General features: G+C 64.1%; 17 protein-coding genes. 16 read left to right on the top strand and 1 reads right to left on the bottom strand.

The window, feature by feature from the left end:
* Positions 1–66: 66 nt before the first annotated feature.
* From NMB43_RS11550 to NMB43_RS11480, 15 genes are all read left to right on the top strand, one after another.
* Positions 67–3,216, top strand: a complete 3,150-nt coding sequence (locus tag NMB43_RS11550) for a motility hub landmark protein FimV (protein WP_494348312.1) — start codon at positions 67–69, stop codon at positions 3,214–3,216.
* Positions 3,217–3,284: 68 nt separating this feature from the next.
* The gene (locus NMB43_RS11545) at positions 3,285–3,854 is read left to right on the top strand and encodes a hypothetical protein (RefSeq protein ID WP_494348311.1); all 570 of its coding nucleotides are present in this window, start codon (positions 3,285–3,287) and stop codon (positions 3,852–3,854) included.
* The gene (gene truA / locus NMB43_RS11540) at positions 3,851–4,645 is read left to right on the top strand and encodes a tRNA pseudouridine(38-40) synthase TruA (RefSeq protein WP_494348310.1); all 795 of its coding nucleotides are present in this window, start codon (positions 3,851–3,853) and stop codon (positions 4,643–4,645) included. Before NMB43_RS11545 ends, truA begins: the two co-directional genes overlap by 4 nt.
* Entirely contained in the window at positions 4,642–5,283 is a 642-nt protein-coding gene (locus tag NMB43_RS11535) for a phosphoribosylanthranilate isomerase (RefSeq protein ID WP_494348309.1), read from the top strand. The genes truA and NMB43_RS11535 overlap by 4 nt, the downstream gene beginning before the upstream one ends.
* On the top strand, positions 5,258–6,484 hold the full coding sequence (gene trpB, locus NMB43_RS11530) for a tryptophan synthase subunit beta (RefSeq protein ID WP_494348308.1): 1,227 nt from the start codon (positions 5,258–5,260) through the stop codon (positions 6,482–6,484). The genes NMB43_RS11535 and trpB overlap by 26 nt, the downstream gene beginning before the upstream one ends.
* A 20-nt stretch (positions 6,485–6,504) precedes the next feature.
* Positions 6,505–7,308 (top strand): tryptophan synthase subunit alpha, encoded by an 804-nt coding sequence (gene trpA, locus NMB43_RS11525; RefSeq protein ID WP_494348307.1) that lies wholly within the window; start codon positions 6,505–6,507, stop codon positions 7,306–7,308.
* Between the two features lie 23 nt (positions 7,309–7,331).
* Positions 7,332–8,198, top strand: coding sequence for an acetyl-CoA carboxylase, carboxyltransferase subunit beta (gene accD, locus NMB43_RS11520; protein ID WP_494348306.1), 867 nt, complete (start codon positions 7,332–7,334; stop codon positions 8,196–8,198).
* Entirely contained in the window at positions 8,198–9,472 is a 1,275-nt protein-coding gene (gene folC / locus NMB43_RS11515) for a bifunctional tetrahydrofolate synthase/dihydrofolate synthase (RefSeq protein WP_494348305.1), read from the top strand. Before accD ends, folC begins: the two co-directional genes overlap by 1 nt.
* 39 nt (positions 9,473–9,511) lie before the next feature.
* Positions 9,512–10,189 carry an SPOR domain-containing protein gene (locus NMB43_RS11510; RefSeq protein WP_494348304.1) on the top strand — a complete coding sequence of 226 codons (678 nt, stop codon included), beginning with the start codon at positions 9,512–9,514 and terminating at the stop codon, positions 10,187–10,189.
* A 9-nt stretch (positions 10,190–10,198) separates the two neighbouring features.
* A complete protein-coding gene (locus NMB43_RS11505) occupies positions 10,199–10,690 on the top strand; it encodes a CvpA family protein (protein ID WP_494348303.1) in 492 nt (163 codons plus the stop codon).
* Positions 10,691–10,701: 11 nt separating this feature from the next.
* Positions 10,702–12,237 (top strand): amidophosphoribosyltransferase, encoded by a 1,536-nt coding sequence (gene purF / locus NMB43_RS11500; protein ID WP_494348302.1) that lies wholly within the window; start codon positions 10,702–10,704, stop codon positions 12,235–12,237.
* 160 nt (positions 12,238–12,397) lie between these two features.
* Positions 12,398–13,576 (top strand): O-succinylhomoserine sulfhydrylase, encoded by a 1,179-nt coding sequence (locus tag NMB43_RS11495; protein ID WP_494348301.1) that lies wholly within the window; start codon positions 12,398–12,400, stop codon positions 13,574–13,576.
* 5 nt (positions 13,577–13,581) lie between these two features.
* Positions 13,582–14,274 carry a tRNA (adenosine(37)-N6)-threonylcarbamoyltransferase complex dimerization subunit type 1 TsaB gene (gene tsaB, locus NMB43_RS11490; RefSeq protein WP_494348300.1) on the top strand — a complete coding sequence of 231 codons (693 nt, stop codon included), beginning with the start codon at positions 13,582–13,584 and terminating at the stop codon, positions 14,272–14,274.
* Complete coding sequence (gene rimI / locus NMB43_RS11485) at positions 14,271–14,717, top strand: ribosomal protein S18-alanine N-acetyltransferase (RefSeq protein ID WP_494348299.1); 447 nt, start codon at positions 14,271–14,273, stop codon at positions 14,715–14,717. Before tsaB ends, rimI begins: the two co-directional genes overlap by 4 nt.
* A complete protein-coding gene (locus NMB43_RS11480; protein ID WP_494348298.1) occupies positions 14,714–15,520 on the top strand; it encodes a uracil-DNA glycosylase in 807 nt (268 codons plus the stop codon). The genes rimI and NMB43_RS11480 overlap by 4 nt, the downstream gene beginning before the upstream one ends.
* Here the strand turns inward: NMB43_RS11480 and lplT are convergent, their stop codons facing one another.
* Positions 15,521–16,783: a lysophospholipid transporter LplT gene (lplT, locus tag NMB43_RS11475; RefSeq protein WP_494348297.1), complete on the bottom strand. Its 1,263-nt coding sequence runs from the start codon at positions 16,781–16,783 to the stop codon at positions 15,521–15,523.
* Positions 16,784–16,995: 212 nt separating this feature from the next.
* On the opposite strand from lplT, the gene NMB43_RS11470 reads away from it, so the two are divergent.
* Positions 16,996–17,949, top strand: a complete 954-nt coding sequence (locus tag NMB43_RS11470; RefSeq protein WP_494348296.1) for a LysR substrate-binding domain-containing protein — start codon at positions 16,996–16,998, stop codon at positions 17,947–17,949.
* Positions 17,950–17,961 lie beyond the last annotated feature (12 nt).

The raw sequence follows: 17,961 nt of genomic DNA, 5'->3' as shown, positions 1-17,961 counted from the left end.
GTTATTTTGATCTTATTCTCTAACCACAAGAGAAGGCCGCTCGCTAGCGTGCCGCGCCGAAAACATATGAAAACACCGTTCCTTCGTAGCACCCTGGTGGCCGCATTGATTGCCGCATTTTCCGGCGGTTCGTTTGCGGCTGGTCTTGGAAGAATTAGCGTTTTCAGTGCCTTAGGCCAGCCTTTGCGGGCAGAGGTAGAAATTGCCGCGACGCCGGAAGAGCTCGACGGCATGTCGGCGCGAATTGCTTCATTAGAAGCATTCAAGCGTGCCAACATCGAATACGATGGTTCCTTGTCCAGCGTGAAAATGGCGGTCGAACGGCGCGCCGGCAGTAATGCTGTGGTGAGAATCTCCTCCGATCGTCCGTTCGGCGAACCGTTCGTCGATATTCTGATCGAGCTGAATTGGAATGGCGGGCGCCTGCTGCGCGAATATACCTTCCTGCTTGATCCGGCCGAAGTGGCCGATCAACGCACCCCGGCTCCTGCCGTCGGCACGGTGACCAGCCCGGATGTCGGCAGCCGCGCCAGCGCGGCGCCCACACCTGCGCCGGCGGCCAGCAAGCCGGCACCGGCTCCGCGCCAGCCCCGTCGTGCTGCGGCTGAGCCCAAGCCCGCCGCGACCCCGACGGAACAGGCCGCTGCCGGGGATTATCAGGTCAAGCAAGGCGATACCCTCAGCGGCATTGCCGGCAATCTGAAGTCCAGTGACGTCAGCACCCAGCAGATGCTGGCTGCCCTTTACAAGGCCAACGAAGACGCCTTCATCAACGGCAACATTAATCGCCTGCGCGCCGGCAAGATCCTGAAGGTGCCCGAAGCGGAAGAGGTGCAGCGCATCTCCAAGACGGAAGCACGTGAAATCGTGCTGAACGCTTCCAGTTTCGACGGCTATCGCAAGGCTGTGGCGTCGGCTGCTGCCGATGCGCCGGCTCAGCAACCGGCGGCGAGCCAGTCGTCCACAGGCAAGATCGCACCCAAGGTGGCCGAGTCGGCACCTGCAGTGGCGCCGAGTCAGGGTCAGCTCAAGATCAGCCAGAATCGTGACAGTCAGGCCAGTGCGGCCGAGAAGAACGCAGCGGCGCGCGTGCAGACGCTGCAGGAAGAACTGGCATCCCGCAACAAGGCGCTCAACGAGGCCAATAGTCGTCTGGCTGCGCTGGAAAAGAACGTCAAGGAACTGCAGAAGCTGGTCGAGTTGAAGAACCAGAATCTGTCCGACCTGCAGAAACAGGCTGATGCGGCCAAGAAGGCCGAGTCGTCGGCGCAGAAGAGCGCCGAAGAGGCCAAGAAACTGGCTGCCAAGCAGGCCGAGGAAGCGAAGCTGGCGGCCTCCAAGGAGGCGGAAGCGGCGAAGGCTGCTGCGGCCAAGGAAGCCGAGGCGGTCAAGGCTGCGGCGGCGAAAGAGGCGGAAGAGGCACGCAAGGCTGCGCAGGCCGCTGAAGAAGCACGCGTGGCGGCTGCCGCCAAGGCTGAAGAGGAGGCCAAGGCCGCTGCTGCAGCCGCGGCCGCGGCTGTCGCCGCCAGCGCGCCGCCTGCCATGGAGCCGGCTCCGGCCCCTGTCATTACGGAAGAGGTGGCGAGTGCCCCGGTTGCGGAGCCGCCGCCGGCTCCCGCCCCGGCCCCTGCTCCGATGCCCGTGGTGGAGGAAGAAGAAGGCTTGCTGTCCAGCCCCTTGGCGCTGGGCGGCCTCCTGATCGCTGCCCTGGGCGCGGGCTATGTGGTCCTGCGCAACCGCAAGCGCAATGCCAAGAATACTGGCCTGACCATGTCGGCATTGAGCGAAGCTTCGACCAGCCCGAATTCGGTGTTCGGCAATGCGGGCGGGCAGACGGTCGATACCGGCACCAGCGTGCTGCATACGGATTTCAGCCAGTCCGGCCTGTCGGCGATTGACACCGATGAGGGGGTCGATCCGGTGGCCGAAGCCGATGTGTACATGGCCTATGGGCGCGATGCACAGGCCGAGGAAATCCTTCTCGACGCATTGAAGAACGATCCCACGCGTGCGGCGATCTACGTGAAGTTGCTGGAGATCTACGCGCAACGCCGCAGCCTCAAGCAGTTCGAGAACATTGCGACCGATCTCTATACACAGACCGGTGGCGCCGGAGATGACTGGGCGAAGGCGGCTGCCTTGGGGGCGCGTCTCGACCCGACTAATCCGCTCTATCGTTCCGGTGGCACGACCGAACAGGCTGCGGCCGAGCCGGGCGTGCCGGTGATAGAGGCGGCAGTCGCGGCGACTGCTGTCGGGGCGGCTGCGGGCCTGGTGGCGGATTCTGTCGCGGCCCAGGTTGAGCAGGTGGCCGCCGCCGAGGAGCCGGCGCCGGCTGTGACTTTCGGGACCAACAACGTGTCGCAGATGCGGGCGACCTGGACGGTGCCGGGTGAGATCAGCCAGTTCGACACCAGCAATGGCGAGTTGCCGATGATTCCCGAGGCGACGCCTGCCGTGAGCGCGCCCCCGGCTGATCCGTTGAATCTGGACTTCAATCTCGATCTCGAGCTGCCGGAGGGTGAAGAGCCCGAGACGCGCATGGAGGCGCGTGAGGTGGATGAGGCGCCGGCCGACCTGGCCATCGATGACATCGTGGTTGAGCCGGATCTGCCGAAAGCGACCGACTCGATGAATCCGCTCGAATTCGACATCGACCTGGGTATGGAAACCGAGCCCGATGTGCCCGTGGTTGAGCAGGCGGCTGCGTCGCCGGTGCTTGAAACGGCCGCACCTGCACCGGCTCCTGCACCGGTCGTGGCGGCAGCCGAACCGGAGGATTTCGACCTTGGGATCGAGCGTGCAATGGAAAAAACCACACTGTCCGTGGTCGATCTGGAGAAGACCAACTTCGAAGGCAGTCTGCTTGATTTCGATTTTGAGCTGGGTGACGAATCCCGTCCCGATGACCGCAGCCTGGACCTCTCCCAAGTGAATCTACGCACCGATGGCAACCTGAGCCAGACTGCTGGCGTGATGCAGGCTTCGGCGCCTGCCCCGAGTGTCGATGTCGCGCTCGCCGAGCCCGTTGGGGCGGGTGAACCGCTGGCCGAGATCGATCTCGATGATGAAGTGACGACCAAGCTCGAGCTGGCGCGCGCTTACGAGGAGATGGGTGACTTGGAAGGTGCTCGTGAGCTGCTTGAGGAAGTGATGGCAGACGGTGTTGATGCGCAGAAGGAAATGGCCAAGACCATCTTGTCGCGTATCAGTTGAGCGCATGTAAGTCCGTGTCCCTTTTCGTTGCATGTCATCCGGCCGTCCCCGTGACGGCCGGTTTTGTTTTGATCCTTCTGCTGCAGCGCTTGCAGGGCACGCCCCTGTTGCTTGCCCTGTGCCTGCTCACAATCCTGAGTGTGGCCTGTGCCGCCAAAGCCTGGTGGCGCTTGACCAAGCGTCTGCGTTACATGCTCCTGGTCTTGTTCCTGCTGTTTTGCTGGCATACGCCGGGAACTCTGGTGTGGCCGCAGTTCGGAGCCTGGAGTCCGACCCTGGAGGGGGTAGGTCTCGCTGCAGATCACACCGCGCGCATCCTGCTGGTCGTCGCCATCGTGGGGCTCATGCTGCGCCTGCTGAATCATGCGCAATGGGTGCAGGGTCTCCACGGCTTATTGGCCCCCCTGCAACGCCTGGGGCTGCCTTCTGCAAGGCTTGCGATTCGTCTGCAACTGGTGCTGCAGGAAGCGGAGCATGCCGAGCGCCTGACATGGCGGGATTGGCTCAGCGCTTCAGCGGCAGAAAAACAAGTGTCAGTGAGCCCGTTGCGCCTGTCCCCGCTGACGACTGCTGATGTGTTTGCGGTGGCGATCCTCATCTTGCTGGCCTGTGCTGGCCTGCTGTGGGGAAGCGCGTGAGAGTTGCACTGGGCCTGGAGTACGACGGCGGCGCATTCGAGGGCTGGCAGACTCAGCCGCATGGCCGCACGGTGCAGGACGTGCTTGAGCGCGCGTTGTCCGCCATTGCGAATGAAACGGTGGCGACCGTGTGTGCAGGGCGCACCGATACTGGTGTGCACGCAGCCGTCCAAGTCGTTCATTTCGACACCGAGGTCCGGCGACCAATGAGTGCCTGGGTGCGAGGCGTCAATGCGCATTTGCCGAAGAGTGTCGCGGTGCGTTGGGCGCAGGAGGTTGACGAGGCGTTCCATGCACGTTTCTCGGCACGGGCACGTCGCTATCGTTACCTTCTGTTGAACCGACCGGTACGCAGTGCGCTACATCACGGGCGGGTAGGCTGGTTCCACCTGCCACTCGATGTGACAAGGATGGATCGGGTCGCAGCAAGCCTGTGCGGCGAGCATGATTTCAGCTCTTTCCGGGCCGCCGAGTGTCAGGCGCACTCGCCGGTGCGCACCATGAGTCATGCGCGTGTGTGGCGGCAGGCTGACTGGGTGGTCTTCGAGTTCGAGGCCAACGCCTTTCTCCATCACATGGTGCGCAACCTGGTTGGAGCACTGGTCTATGTTGGAAAGGGGGCGCTGGATGAACAAGGCTTTGCCGCGTTGATGGCAGCCAAAGACCGGCGTTTCGCTCCGCCTACCTTTGCGCCCGACGGGCTCTACCTGGCTGGCGTGGATTACCCGCCAAACTGGCGCCTGCCGGGCGACGGACGTATCATCGCGCCCCTTCAACAGCTTCTGGGATGAAACGCGTGCGCACCCGGATCAAGATGTGTGGCCTGACCCGGCCACAGGATGTGCTGGATGCCGTGCAGGCTGGGGCGGACGCCATCGGCTTCGTGTTCTATCCTCCCAGCCCGCGGGCCGTCAGCGTGGAGCAGGCGCGTGAACTGTGTGCCTTGGTGCCGCCTTTCGTGAGTACCGTCGGCTTGTTCGTCAACGAGGAACCTACCCGCGTGCGGGAGGTGCTGGACACGGTGCCCTTGAGCCTGCTGCAGTTCCATGGTGACGAGGACGAGGCCTATTGCCGCAGTTTCGGCCGCGCCTACCTCAAGGCTGCACGCGTGAGGGCTGGATTCGATCTGCTAAACTATGCCTCCCGCTTTCCCTCGGCCTGCGCAGTGCTGGCCGATGCCTGGGTGGATGGTTATGGCGGTGGTGGCGAGGTCTTCGACTGGTCCTTGCTGCCAGCCGATTTCCCTCTTCCACTCGTCCTGGCAGGTGGCCTGACCCCCGCAAACGTTTCTACCGCCGTAAGGTGCGTGCGCCCTTGGGCGGTGGATGTGAGCAGTGGGATTGAAGCCGCAAAGGGCGTCAAGGATCGGGCCCTGATGGAAGCTTTTGTTGCCGGAGTACGTGATGCAGATGGCCGAACTGAAGAATGAACCCCGCTACGAAGCCCCGGATGCGACCGGACACTTCGGGCAGTTTGGCGGCATCTTCGTCGCCGAGACGCTGATTCCCGCGCTGGATGAACTGCGTGCCGAGTACGAGAAAGCGATCCAGGATCCGGCCTTCATGGCCGAATATCAGTACGAGTTGAAGCACTACGTCGGGCGTCCCAGCCCGCTGTACCACGCACGGCGCTGGTCCGAGCAAATCGGCGGCGCCCAGATTTACCTGAAGCGCGAAGACCTGAATCACACCGGCGCGCACAAGGTGAACAACACCATCGGTCAGGCCCTCTTGGCACGCCGCATGGGCAAGAAGCGCGTCATCGCCGAGACCGGCGCTGGTCAGCACGGCGTGGCTTCTGCCACCGTGGCCGCGCGCTACGGCCTTGAATGTGTGGTGTACATGGGGGCCGAGGACGTCGCACGCCAGGCGCCCAATGTGTTCCGCATGAAGCTGCTGGGCGCCACCGTGGTGCCGGTAGAGAGCGGCTCCAAGACCCTCAAGGACGCCATGAACGAAGCCATGCGCGACTGGGTCACCAATGTCGATTCCACTTACTACATCATCGGCACCTGTGCTGGCCCGCATCCTTACCCGATGCTGGTGCGCGACTTCCAGGCCGTGATCGGCGAGGAATGCAAGGTCCAGTGCGCCGAGCAGATCGGGCGCCAGCCGGATGCGGTGGTGGCTTGCGTGGGCGGCGGGTCGAATGCGATCGGCATTTTCTATCCCTATATCGACGTGCCGGGCGTGCGTCTGATCGGTGTCGAGGCCGGCGGCTTGGGCATTGAGACTGGCAAGCATGCGGCGCCGCTGACGACCGATGCCCGCCCCGGTGTGCTGCATGGTCAGCGCGTGAATCTGATGCAGGATGAGAATGGGCAGATCATTGAAACGCACTCCATTTCTGCTGGACTGGATTATCCCGGCGTCGGCCCCGAGCACTGCCATCTCAAGGAAATTCACCGCGCCGAGTACGTAGCGGCCAACGACGATGAAGCGCTGGATGCCTTTCATGACCTCTGCCGTTACGAGGGCATCATTCCTGCGCTGGAATCCAGCCATGCCCTGGCACATGCCAAGAAGCTGGCGCCGACCCTGTCGCGTGACCAAGTGATCGTGGTCAATCTGTCCGGTCGTGGCGACAAGGACATCCCGACCATCGCGCGCCTGTCCGGCATCCAACTCTGAACTTGTTTTCTCCGGCAACAATGTCCCGAATCCAGACTACTTTTGCCCGCCTGCAGGCGGCTGGCCGCCAGGCCCTGATCCCCTACATCACGGCCGGCGATCCGAATCCCGGTGCCACGGTGGCGCTGATGCACGCGCTGGTGAAGGGCGGGGCGGACGTCATCGAATTGGGGGTGCCTTTCTCTGACCCGATGGCGGATGGCCCGGTGATTCAACGTGCCAGCGAGCGGGCGCTCGCCCATGGCGTGAGCCTGCGCCAGGTGATCGCCATGGTGGCCGAGTTCCGCCACAGCAATGCCGAGACGCCGGTGGTGCTGATGGGCTATGCCAATCCGGTCGAAGCGATGGGCTACGAGGCCTTCTCGCGTGTGGCCTCCGAGGCGGGCGTCGATGGTTTGCTGACAGTCGACCTGCCTCCCGAAGAAGCGGCAGGCCGCGTGGCCGTGCTCAAGCAGTTCGGACTCGATCCCATATTCCTGCTCGCACCGACCACGCCACCCTCGCGTGTCGAAGCAGTGGCCAAACTGGCGGCGGGCTATGTTTATTACGTGTCGCTCAAGGGCGTGACCGGTGCGGCGCACCTGGACATCGCAAATGTCGCAGCCAAGCTGGATGTGCTGCGTGGCCTGCTGTCGCTGCCGATTGGTGTGGGTTTCGGCATTCGCGACGCGGAGTCCGCCAAGGCGGTGGCCAAGGTGGCCGATGCGGTCGTCATCGGTTCCCGTATCGTGCAGGAAGTGGAGCAGGGTGAAGCCGGCTTGGCCGGACGTCTCACCGATTTTCTCGCTGGCGTGCGTGCCGCGATGGACCAAGCACGCGCCTGAGCGCAACAGAATCGAGGTGAATGATGAGCTGGCTGACCAAACTGCTGCCGCCCAAGATCAAGCGTGACCAACCCTCCAAGCGTTCGATTCCGGAAGGGCTGTGGATCAAGTGTGAGGCCTGCGAGGCGGTGCTCTACCGCTCGGACCTGGAGGCGGCACAGCATGTGTGCCCCAAGTGCGGCCATCACAAGCGCATCCGTGCGCGCCAGCGCCTGGATCTGTTGCTCGACACAGAGGGGCGCTTCGAAATTGGTGCCGAAGTGGTGCCGCTGGACCCGCTGAAGTTCAAGGACAGCAAGAAATACATCGACCGCCTGGCTGCGGCGAACGAAGACACCGGCGAAGCGGACGCGTTGATCGTCATGCAGGGGGCGGTTAAAACGATTCCCCTGGTCGTCGCGGTCTTCGAGTTCGATTTCCTCGGCGGCTCCATGGGCTCGGTGGTGGGCGAGCGTTTCGTGCGTGGCGTCACCGTGGCGCATGAGCAAGGCCTGCCCTTCGTGTGCTTCACCGCGACCGGTGGCGCGCGCATGCAGGAAGGCCTGTTCTCTCTGATGCAGATGGCCAAGACCACGGCTGCGATCACCCGCTTGTCGCAGAAGCAATTGCCCTTCGTGACCGTTCTGACCGACCCCACCATGGGTGGAGTGTCGGCCAGCTTCGCGTTCATGGGCGATGTGGTCATGGCCGAGCCGGGTGCGCTGATCGGCTTTGCCGGCCCGCGCGTGATCGAGCAGACGGTGCGCGAGAAGTTGCCGGAAGGTTTCCAGCGTTCCGAGTTTCTGCTTGAGAAGGGCGCCATTGACATGATCGTCGATCGTCGCCAGTTGCCGGAAAAACTGGCCCAGGTGCTGACCTTGCTGTCGCGCCAGCCGGCCTTGTCCGCCTGATGTCGGCTGCGTTCGCCACGCTTGAAGCGTGGCTGGCGTACATCGAGCGCCAACATCCCCAAACCATCGAGTTGGGCCTCGGCAGGGTGGCCCGTGTGGCCGACCGGCTGAATGCGCGCAGCGATGCGGTGGTCATCACCGTTGGCGGCACCAATGGCAAGGGCTCGACCTGCGCCATGCTGGAAGCGATTCTGCGTGCTGCTGGCTATCGCGTCGGCCTGTACACCTCGCCGCACTTGGTCCGCTACAACGAGCGCGTGCGCATCGACGCCCAGGAAGTGGACGATGCGACCCTGTGTGCGGGATTCGAGAAGGTGGAGCAGGCGCGTGGCGATATCGCGCTGACCTATTTCGAGTTTGGCACCCTGGCGGCCTGGCAGGTCTTCGCCGATGCCGGGCTGGACGTGATCATCCTGGAGGTTGGTCTGGGCGGGCGTCTGGATGCGGTCAACGTGTTTGAGCCCGACTGCGCCATCGTGACCGGCGTGGCCATGGATCACATGGACTACCTGGGCGACACGCGCGAGCAGATCGGTTTCGAGAAGGCTGGCATTTACCGCGCCGGCAAGCCGGCGATCTGTGGTGATCCGCAACCGCCCGCCACCCTGGTCGAGCATGCTGCCGTGATAGGTGCCGACCTGTGGATCAGCGGGCGTGATTTCCGTTTCGCTGGCGACAAGAACCAATGGAACTATCAGGGGCGGGCTCAGCGTCGCAATAGCCTGGCCTACCCGGCCTTGCGCGGGGCCAACCAGTTGCTCAATGCGAGTGCCGTACTGGCCGCGCTGGAAGCGCTGCAGGACCGCTTGCCGGTCCCGATGCAGGCAGTGCGCCAGGGTCTCATGCTGGTCGAGCTGCCGGGGCGCTTCCAGGTCGTGCCGGGCAAGCCCGTCAATGTGCTGGACGTTGCGCACAATCCGCAGGCGGCGGGCGTGCTGGCCGACAACCTGATGAACATGGGCTTCTACCCCAACACCCTGGCGGTGTGCGGCATGCTGGCCGACAAGGACATCGCCGGCAGCCTTCGTCATTTGTTGCCGCGCGTGGATCACTGGCACCTGTGCGACCTGCCGGGCCCGCGTGCAGCCAGCGCGGCGCAGATGGCACAGGTGCTGCGAGGCCTGCAGGCCGATGTGGCCCTGAGCCTGCATCCCGATCCGGCGACGGCGTGGCGGGCGGCCGGGGCGGCGGCGGGGGAGGGTGATAGAATCGTGACCTTCGGTTCATTCCTGACCGTCTCGGCCGTGATGCAGGCGCTCGCGGCCGCCCGCTGAGCCCATCCAGAGTCTGCTTCGAATCTTCTCCTGCCTGCCATGCCTGACAACGACGCCCAGCTCGAAATCAAGAAACGCGCCCGTCGCCGTCTCGTAGGTGCGGTTGCCCTGGCCTTGGCCGCCGCCATCATCCTGCCGATGGTCATGGACAAGGAGCCGCGTTCCACGGGCAATGAACTGCAGATCCGCATCCCCAGCCAGGAGGGAGGCAACTACACCGCCCGCCTGATCAACAGCACGGCTTCCGCACCGGTTGCCATGGCGCCACTGGAACCCGCGCTGCCGGCCAGTGAGCCTGCGGTGGCGCCAGTTGCGGCGAGCGTGCCCGCCGCGCAGCTTGAAAAGCCGCTGCTCGCCCCGACAGTCAAGGATGTGCCCAAGGAGGCGCCAGTCAAGGAAGCGCCTCCCAAGGAAACCGTGCCGAAGGAGCCGGATGGCGCGGCGCGCGCCAAGAGCCTGCTCGAAGGCGGTGAGCCGGTCGCAGCGGTAGCCGAGAACAAGCGCTTCTACGTGCAGCTCGGGGTCTATCGCGACGCCGAGAACGTCAAGAGCCTGCGCGCCAAGATCAAGACGGCGGGCTTTTCGACCGTGGTGGAGCCGGTGGGTGAGAGTTCGCGCGTGCGTGTCGGACCTTTCACCGATCGCGAGGCGGCCGACAAGGCGCTGGCCAAGCTCAAGAAGTCCGGCCTCAGCGGCATGGTGGTGAGTGCCAAGTAGGCGTGCTGGATGACGGTGTTCGACTACGTATTCCTGGGCGTGTTGGGGCTGTCCGTCCTGCTCGGGTTCTGGCGTGGTCTGGTGGTGGAAGTGTTCGCGCTGCTGGCCTGGGTGCTGGCAGTACTGGCGGCAAGGATGTTCGGCGGGATGTTGGCACCGTACTTTGCTGCCTGGATCACGGCGCCATGGTTGCAGATGGTGACGGCCTGGGTAGTGATCGTGGTGTTGGTGCTGGTAGTGCTGGCCCTGCTGCGGATGCTGTTGCGCGAACTGCTGGCGGCGGTGGGCTTGAGTCTGGCCGATCGTTGTCTGGGTGCCTGTTTCGGTGTGCTGCGCGCGCTGGTACTGGCCATACTGATTGTTGGGGCGGCAGGCATGACCAGCCTGCCGCGCGAGCCTTGGTGGCGGGAGGCGCAGTTGTCGGCGCCGCTCGAAACCGTGGTCCTGGCCGTCAGGCCCTGGCTTCCGCCAGAGCTTGCCGGGCGTATCAAGTATCGATGAACGGGTGAGCTATGTGCGGAATCATCGGCGTGGTGGCGACCACGCCCGTCAATCAGTTGCTTTATGACGGGTTGCAGGTCCTGCAACACCGCGGCCAGGATGCCGCAGGGATTGCGACCGCCGAGGGCGGCCGCTTCCACATGCACAAGGGCCCCGGCCTGGTGAGCGAGGTGTTCCGCACCCGCCACATGCGCAATCTCGAAGGCAACTGGGGCATCGGCCACTGTCGTTACCCGACGGCGGGCTCGGCCTACAACCCGGCCGAGGCGCAGCCGTTCTACGTGAATTCGCCCTTCGGCCTGATGCTGGCGCACAACGGCAATCTGACCAATGCCGATGAGCTCAAGCGCGAGATGTATCTCGCCGACCTGCGCCACATGAATACCAACTCCGATTCGGAAGTGCTGCTCAACGTGCTGGCGCACGAGTTGCAGGCCTCGTCGAACGGCTCCTTCCGACTCGATCCGGACACCATCTTCCGGGCCGTGGCCGGCGTGCACAAGCGGGCGCGCGGGGCCTATGCGGCGGTCGTGATGATCGCCGGCTATGGCCTGCTGGCTTTCCGCGACCCCTATGGGATCCGTCCGCTGGTGCTGGGAAAGAACGAGATTTCGCAGGGCACCGAGTACATGGTGGCCTCAGAGAGCGTGGCGGTGGACGTGTTGGGCTTCAAGCTGGTGCGGGACATCGCGCCGGGTGAGGCGGTGCTGATCGACACTCAGGGCAATCTGGTCAGCCGGCAGTGCAGTGAGCCCAAGACGCACGCCCCTTGCATGTTCGAGTTCGTCTATCTGGCCCGTCCCGATTCGTTGATCGACGGAGTTTCGGTGTATGACAGCCGGGTCAAGATGGGGGAGTTCCTGGCCGACCGCATCACGCGTGATTTCTCGCACCTGAAGATCGATGTGGTGATCCCGATTCCGGACTCCAGCCGTCCGGCCGCGATGGAACTGGCGGCCCGTCTGGGCCTGCCTTATCGCGAAGGCTTCGTGAAGAACCGCTACATCGGCCGCACCTTCATCATGCCGGGCCAGGCCATCCGCCGGAAATCGGTGCGCCAGAAACTCAATGCGATTCATCAGGAGTTCACCGGCAAGAACGTGCTGCTGGTCGATGACTCCATCGTGCGCGGCACTACCTCGCGCGAGATCATCAACATGGCACGCGAAGCAGGTGCGACGCAGGTCTTCATGGCCTCGGCCGCGCCGCCTGTGCGGCATGCCAACGTGTACGGCATCGATATGCCTTCGCGCGCTGAGCTGATTGCCTCTTATCGCGACGAACAGCAGATCGGCGAAGAAATCGGTGCCGATGCGCTGATCTATCAGGACCTGGAAGACCTCAAGCGTTCGGTGCAATCGCTCAATCCGACGCTCGAGGTGTTCGAAACCTCCTGCTTCGACGGCTGCTACGTGACGGGCGACATTACGCCCGAGTACCTGCAGGCGATCGAGGGTGGGCGCGCCGATGCAGCCAAAGCCAAAGCGAACGACGACGGGGAGGGCGGCGGCCAGCTCGACCTGAACCTTGTCAGCTCCGACGCCTGAGCGAGGTTTGACGCCACGTCGCGCTTCGCGCTAAGGTTCCGCCACGCGCCGATTTGATTTCAGCTTGCGGGCGCTTGATAAATTCAGCTAAAGCGGATCGGCACTCGAAAACCCGTTCCGGCTTTGGCTGAGCGGGTTTTCTGCTTTTGCGGGGTATGTGATGGATGAGCGTTTTGAGCACTACGACATCGACACGCTGGCGGTGCGCGCCGGCATCGAGCGCAGCCAGTTCGGTGAGCACAGCGAAGCGCTGTACCTGACCTCCAGCTTCGTGTTCAAGAATGCGGCCGAGGCCGCGCGCCGCTTCTGCGGCGAGGAAGAGGGCAACATCTACGCCCGCTTCACCAATCCCACCGTGACCATGATGCAGGACCGCCTCGCCGCGCTGGAAGGTGCCGAGGCCTGCGTGGCCACCTCGTCCGGGATGGCCGCGATCCTCTGCATGGCCATGGCCTTGCTCAAGGCGGGCGACCATGTGATTGCCTCGCGTGGTCTGTTCGGATCGACGCAGACCCTGTTCGGCGGCATTCTCAGTAAGTTCGGCATCGAAACGAGCTTCGTGCCGGCGACCGATCTGGACGCCTACCGCGCGGCGATCCAGCCCAATACGAAGCTGTTCTTCATCGAGACCCCGTCAAACCCGTTGACGCAACTCGTCGACATTGTTGCCGTGGCCGAGATCGCGCATGGCTGCGGTGCACTGCTGGCGGTCGACAACTGCTTTTGCACGCCGGCCCTTCAGTTGCCATTGAAACTGGGCGCCGACCTCGTCATTCACTCGGCCACCAAGTACCTGGACGGCCAGGGGCGTGTGCTGGGCGGCGCGGTGTTGGGCAGCAAGGCCCTGATGGATGAGGTCATCAAGTTCCTGCGCAGTGCGGGGCCCTGCATTTCCCCATTTAACGCCTGGATCATCCTGAAGGGGCTGGAGACGCTGAAGCTGCGCATGGACGCGCAATCGGCCAATGCGCTGGCCTTGGCTCAATGGCTGGAGAAACACCCGGCGGTGGCGCAGGTGTTCTATCCCGGCTTGCCCTCGCACCCACAGCACGAACTGGCCAAACGCCAGCAGAGCTCGGGCGGGGCCATCGTGGCTTTCGAGCTCAAGGGCGGGCGCGAGGAAGCCTGGCGCGTCGTCGACAACACGCGCCTGCTGTCGATTACCGCCAACCTGGGCGATACCAAGACCACCATCACCCATCCGGCTACCACGACCCATGGTCGCATCACGCAGGAGGCGCGCGATGCTGCCGGCATCCGCGACAGCCTGCTGCGCATTGCGGTCGGGCTGGAGTCGGTCGCCGACATCCAGGCCGACCTGGCACGCGGCCTGGGCTGATTCTCATGCGTTTGCTGGCGATCGAAACCTCCTGCGAGCGTGCCTCGCTGGCGTTGTTGCTGGATGGAGTGCTGGTTGAGCGCCAACTCCAGGGCAGCGGTGCGCAACACTCGGGCAGCCTGTTGCCGAGCCTGCATCAATTGTTGGCTGAGACCCAGGTGCGCCTGGCCTCGCTGGACGCCATCGCCTTTGGCAACGGGCCGGGTGCTTTCACTGGCGTGCGTCTCGCCTGTGGCGTGGCGCAGGGCTTGGCACTGGGGGTTGATCGGCCAGTGGCGCCGGTGGGCAGTCTGGCCGCGCTGGCCGAGCCTTGCGCAGAGGGACTGCTCTACACCGCGATGGATGCGCGCATGAACGAAGTCTATGTGGCGATGTTTTCCCGCGTAAATGGCCAGTTGCATGAGTTGCAGGCGCCCGGCGTATTTGCGCCGCAGGCGCTCCCCATTCCACCGGCCGGCCAGGTCTGGCAAGGCGTTGGCAATGCATTCACGGCTTACGCCGAAGTGATCAACACGCGTTTGGGGGACAGCGTGCGGGTGGTGTATCCACAGGCCGTACCGACTGCTGCTGCAGTGGCTCGCCTGGCCGCCGCGTCGCCGCACACGTGGATCGATCCTGCGCTGGCTTCGCCGTTGTATGTGCGTGATCGGGTCGCACTGACCATCGAGGAGCGCCTGCGCCAAGGAGGGCGGGCGTGAGCGAGGTGCAGTTCGAGCCCATGGGCACCGAGGTGTTGGACTGGGTGGCCGCGGCCGAGCAGCGCATTTACCCCTTTCCTTGGACGCGCACGAACTTCGCGGAGTCCCTGGAGGCTGGCTACAGTTGCTGGCTCATGCGCAGCGGTGGCGAACTGGCTGGCTATGCCGTGCAGATGCTGATCCTCGACGAGACCCACCTGCTGAACCTCAGCGTGCTGCCCGAGTTGCAGGGCCGCGGCCTCGGCTCCCTGTTCCTGCATCACCTGTGCCTGCAGGCCCGGTTGGCGCGGGCGGAGCAGATGTTCCTGGAAGTGCGGGAGTCGAACCAGGTGGCGCGCGGCCTCTACCGCAAATGGGGTTTCGAGGCGATCGGGCGGCGCAAGGGCTACTATCCGGCAACGGCGGGGCGGGAGGATGCGATCGTGATGAGGCGGATGTTGTGAGCGCGCGCCGTGAGGCCATGCTGGCGGAAATGGGGCTGCGGCCGCTGTGGCGGTTGCGCACAGGCGAAGAGCAGCAGGAGCGGGCTTGGACGGAGGAGGCGTCGGCGGGGGCCGCGCTGGAGTCGCCGGCTGCGCAGCCTGCCGAGCCGGAGGCGGCTGCCCGTATCGCACGGTCGGACCGGGCTCCGGCGCCTGCCGCCGCAGTCGAGGCCCCCCGCACGGTGGTCCAGGCCGACAGCCTGGACTGGGGCGGGCTGGAGGAGTCCGTCGCCAATTGCCGCGCCTGCCGTCTGTGCGAGCGCCGCAAGCAGGCGGTGCTGGGCGTAGGCGACCGCCAGGCGGAATGGATGTTCGTGGGTGAAGGGCCGGGTGCGGAGGAGGACGAGCGCGGCGAGCCCTTCGTGGGCCAGGCCGGACGCCTGCTGGATGCGATGCTGACCAGCGTGGGTATGCGGCGCGGCCAGAACGTCTACATCGCCAATGCGGTGAAATGTCGGCCGCCCGGCAACCGGACACCGGAACGGGATGAGATCGAGGCCTGTCGGCCTTACCTGGAGCGTCAGATCGCGCTGGTCAAGCCGCGTCTGCTGATCGCCATGGGACGGCCGGCCGCGCAGACCCTGCTGCGCCAGGACGACCTGCGCATCTCGGCGTCGCGCAAGCGCGTGTTCCAACATGAAAGTGGCGTTCCGGTCGTGGTGACCTACCACCCGGCCTATCTGCTGCGCAACCTGAGCGACAAGGCCAAGGCCTGGGAAGACCTGTGTTTCGCCCAGGACGAGATGGCGAAGCTCAGGGGCTGATCAGTCCAGCTTGTCGTGGCGCAACTGGGTGATCGAGTCGAACTCGCGCTGGTTGGCGTCGTGCCTGAGCTTGACGAGGTACATCGTAGCGGCCACGAACAGCCCGAACATCACGATCACCATGTTCACCGACAGGCCGCTGCTGATCAGGTAGGCGTAGAGCCCGGTCATCATGAGGATGCTCAGGTTCTCGTTGAAGTTCTGCACCGCGATCGAGTGACCGGCACCCATCAGCACATGTCCGCGATGCTGCAACAAGGCATTCATCGGGACGACGAAGAAGCCCGCCAGGGCTCCGACCAGCACCATCAACACCATGGCCAGGTGCACGTCGTGGACGAAGATCATCACGTTGATCACCACCCCCATTGCGATCCCCAGGGGAATCACCGAGGGTGAGCGCGGCAGGGTGATCAGGCGGGCCGCCAGCACCGAACCGACCGCCACGCCGACGGCCACCACGCCCTGCAAACGCGTAGCGTCGGATAGCTCCATGTCCAGGTTGTGTTTGGCCCAGTCCAGCACGATGAACTGCAGGGTCGCGCCGGCGCCCCAGAATAGCGTGGTCACGGCCAGCGAGATCTGCCCCAGGCGGTCGCGCCACAGCAGGCTCACGCAGTGGGTGAACTCGTGGACGAGGTAGATCGGGTTGTTTTTCAGCGGCTTGTGGTCGACGCCGGTGTCCGGCACATACATGTTGAAGAAGGCCGCCAACGCGTAGAGCAGCATGACCAGGAACATCGCGATGTGCTCGGTGGTGGCGAGCTGGACCGGGATGAAGCTCAGGTTGGCGTGCACGAAAAACGCGACTTCCGGGCGGATGAGCGCGCCGCCCAGCAGGGTGCCCAGGATGATCGCGCCGACCGTGAGGCCCTCGATCCAGCCGTTGGCGACGACCAGCTTCGAGTGCGGCAGCATCTCGGTGAGGATGCCGTACTTGGCCGGGGAGTAGGCCGCCGCCCCCAGGCCCACCACGGCATAGGCGATCAAGGGGTGCACGTCGAACAGCATCAGGCTGCAGCCCACCACCTTGACGGTATTGCTGATGAACATGACCCGCCACTTGGGCATGGAGTCGGCGAAGGCGCCCACGAAGGCGGCCAGCACTACATAGGAAATCGTGAAAAAGAATTTGAGAAGCGGAATCTGTTCCGCTGGGGCCAGCATCTGCTGAAGGATGTAGATCGCTGCGATCAGCAGCGCGTTGTCAGCCAGCGCAGAGAAGAACTGCGCCAGCATGACAATGTAGAAGCCAAGGCCCATCAGTGTCTCGTCAATCGGCCCGGGGCTGGGCTCTTGTGATTGGTGAGCGACGTTTATACCACAGCTGCGTCATCGCCCTGCCAGCTCCGGGCGTTTGCCATTGAGGCGTCTGTTGAATGCCGCACAGCAAAATAGGTGCGCAGCAGGGTGACGTGTCCGCATGAATATGGTGGAATGCTGCACATAAGCTGAATTTATGTGAGAGGTTGGCCATGGCAGATCGCAGACTCCAGGTGTTCCACGCCGTTGCCAAGCTGGGTTCCTTTACACGGGCAGCCGAAACGCTGTTCATGACCCAGCCGGCGGTGACCTTCCAGATCAAGCAACTGGAAGAGCAGTTCAATACCCGCCTGCTTGATCGCGGCCACGGCAAGGTCACGCTCACGCCAGCCGGCGAGATCGTGTTCGCGTACGCGGAGCGGATACTGGGCCTGTCGGACGAGATGGAGACGCGCATCAGCGAGCTCACCGACGAGCTGACCGGGGTGCTGACCATCGGTCTCAGTCCGACGATCGCGGCCTATTGGCTGCCGCAACTGCTGTCCAAGTTCAAGCAGAAGTATCCGCGGGTGATTCCGCGCGTCTTCGTCGCCAATTCCGAGAATGTCGAGAACCGCGTGCTGGAGCATGAGTTCGACGTCGGCCTGGTGGAGAAGGATTCGACCAACGCCGACCTGGAATGCACGCTGGCTTTCCGCGACGAATTGCTGGCGATCGTGCCGCCAGGGCATGCCTTGGCGAGTGCCGGTTCGCTGGAGGCCCAGGATCTGCAGGCCTATCCCTTTGTCGATCGGGACCCCGGCGCTGCGATCCGGGCACTGGCCGAGGGCTTCTTCCGCGCTGGAGGGGTGCCGCCGGACACGCTCAACCGCACGGCGGAGCTGGGCAGTCTCGCGGTAATCAAGCAACTGGTGCGTGACGGCGTCGGCTTCGCCATCGTGTCCCATGCTTCGCTCAAGCGCGAGGTGCGCGAGGGCTCCCTGGTGGCGATTCCGCTGCGTCCGCAACTGTTCTCTTCGATCAACGTGCTGGTACCCAAGGACCGTTTCCGCGCCCGCCTGCACTCGACCTTCGCCGAGTTCGCCGTGAAACATTTGTCCGAACTCGCCCAGTCCCTGACGCCGCCGGGTGAAAATCCCCTGGTGGCCAACAATCCGCATCCCTGATCGGGCCGCACT

This window comes from Uliginosibacterium sangjuense, assembly GCF_059132465.1.
Note: the sequence above shows the minus strand (reverse complement) of the source record. Positions and strands in the feature narration are given on the sequence as shown.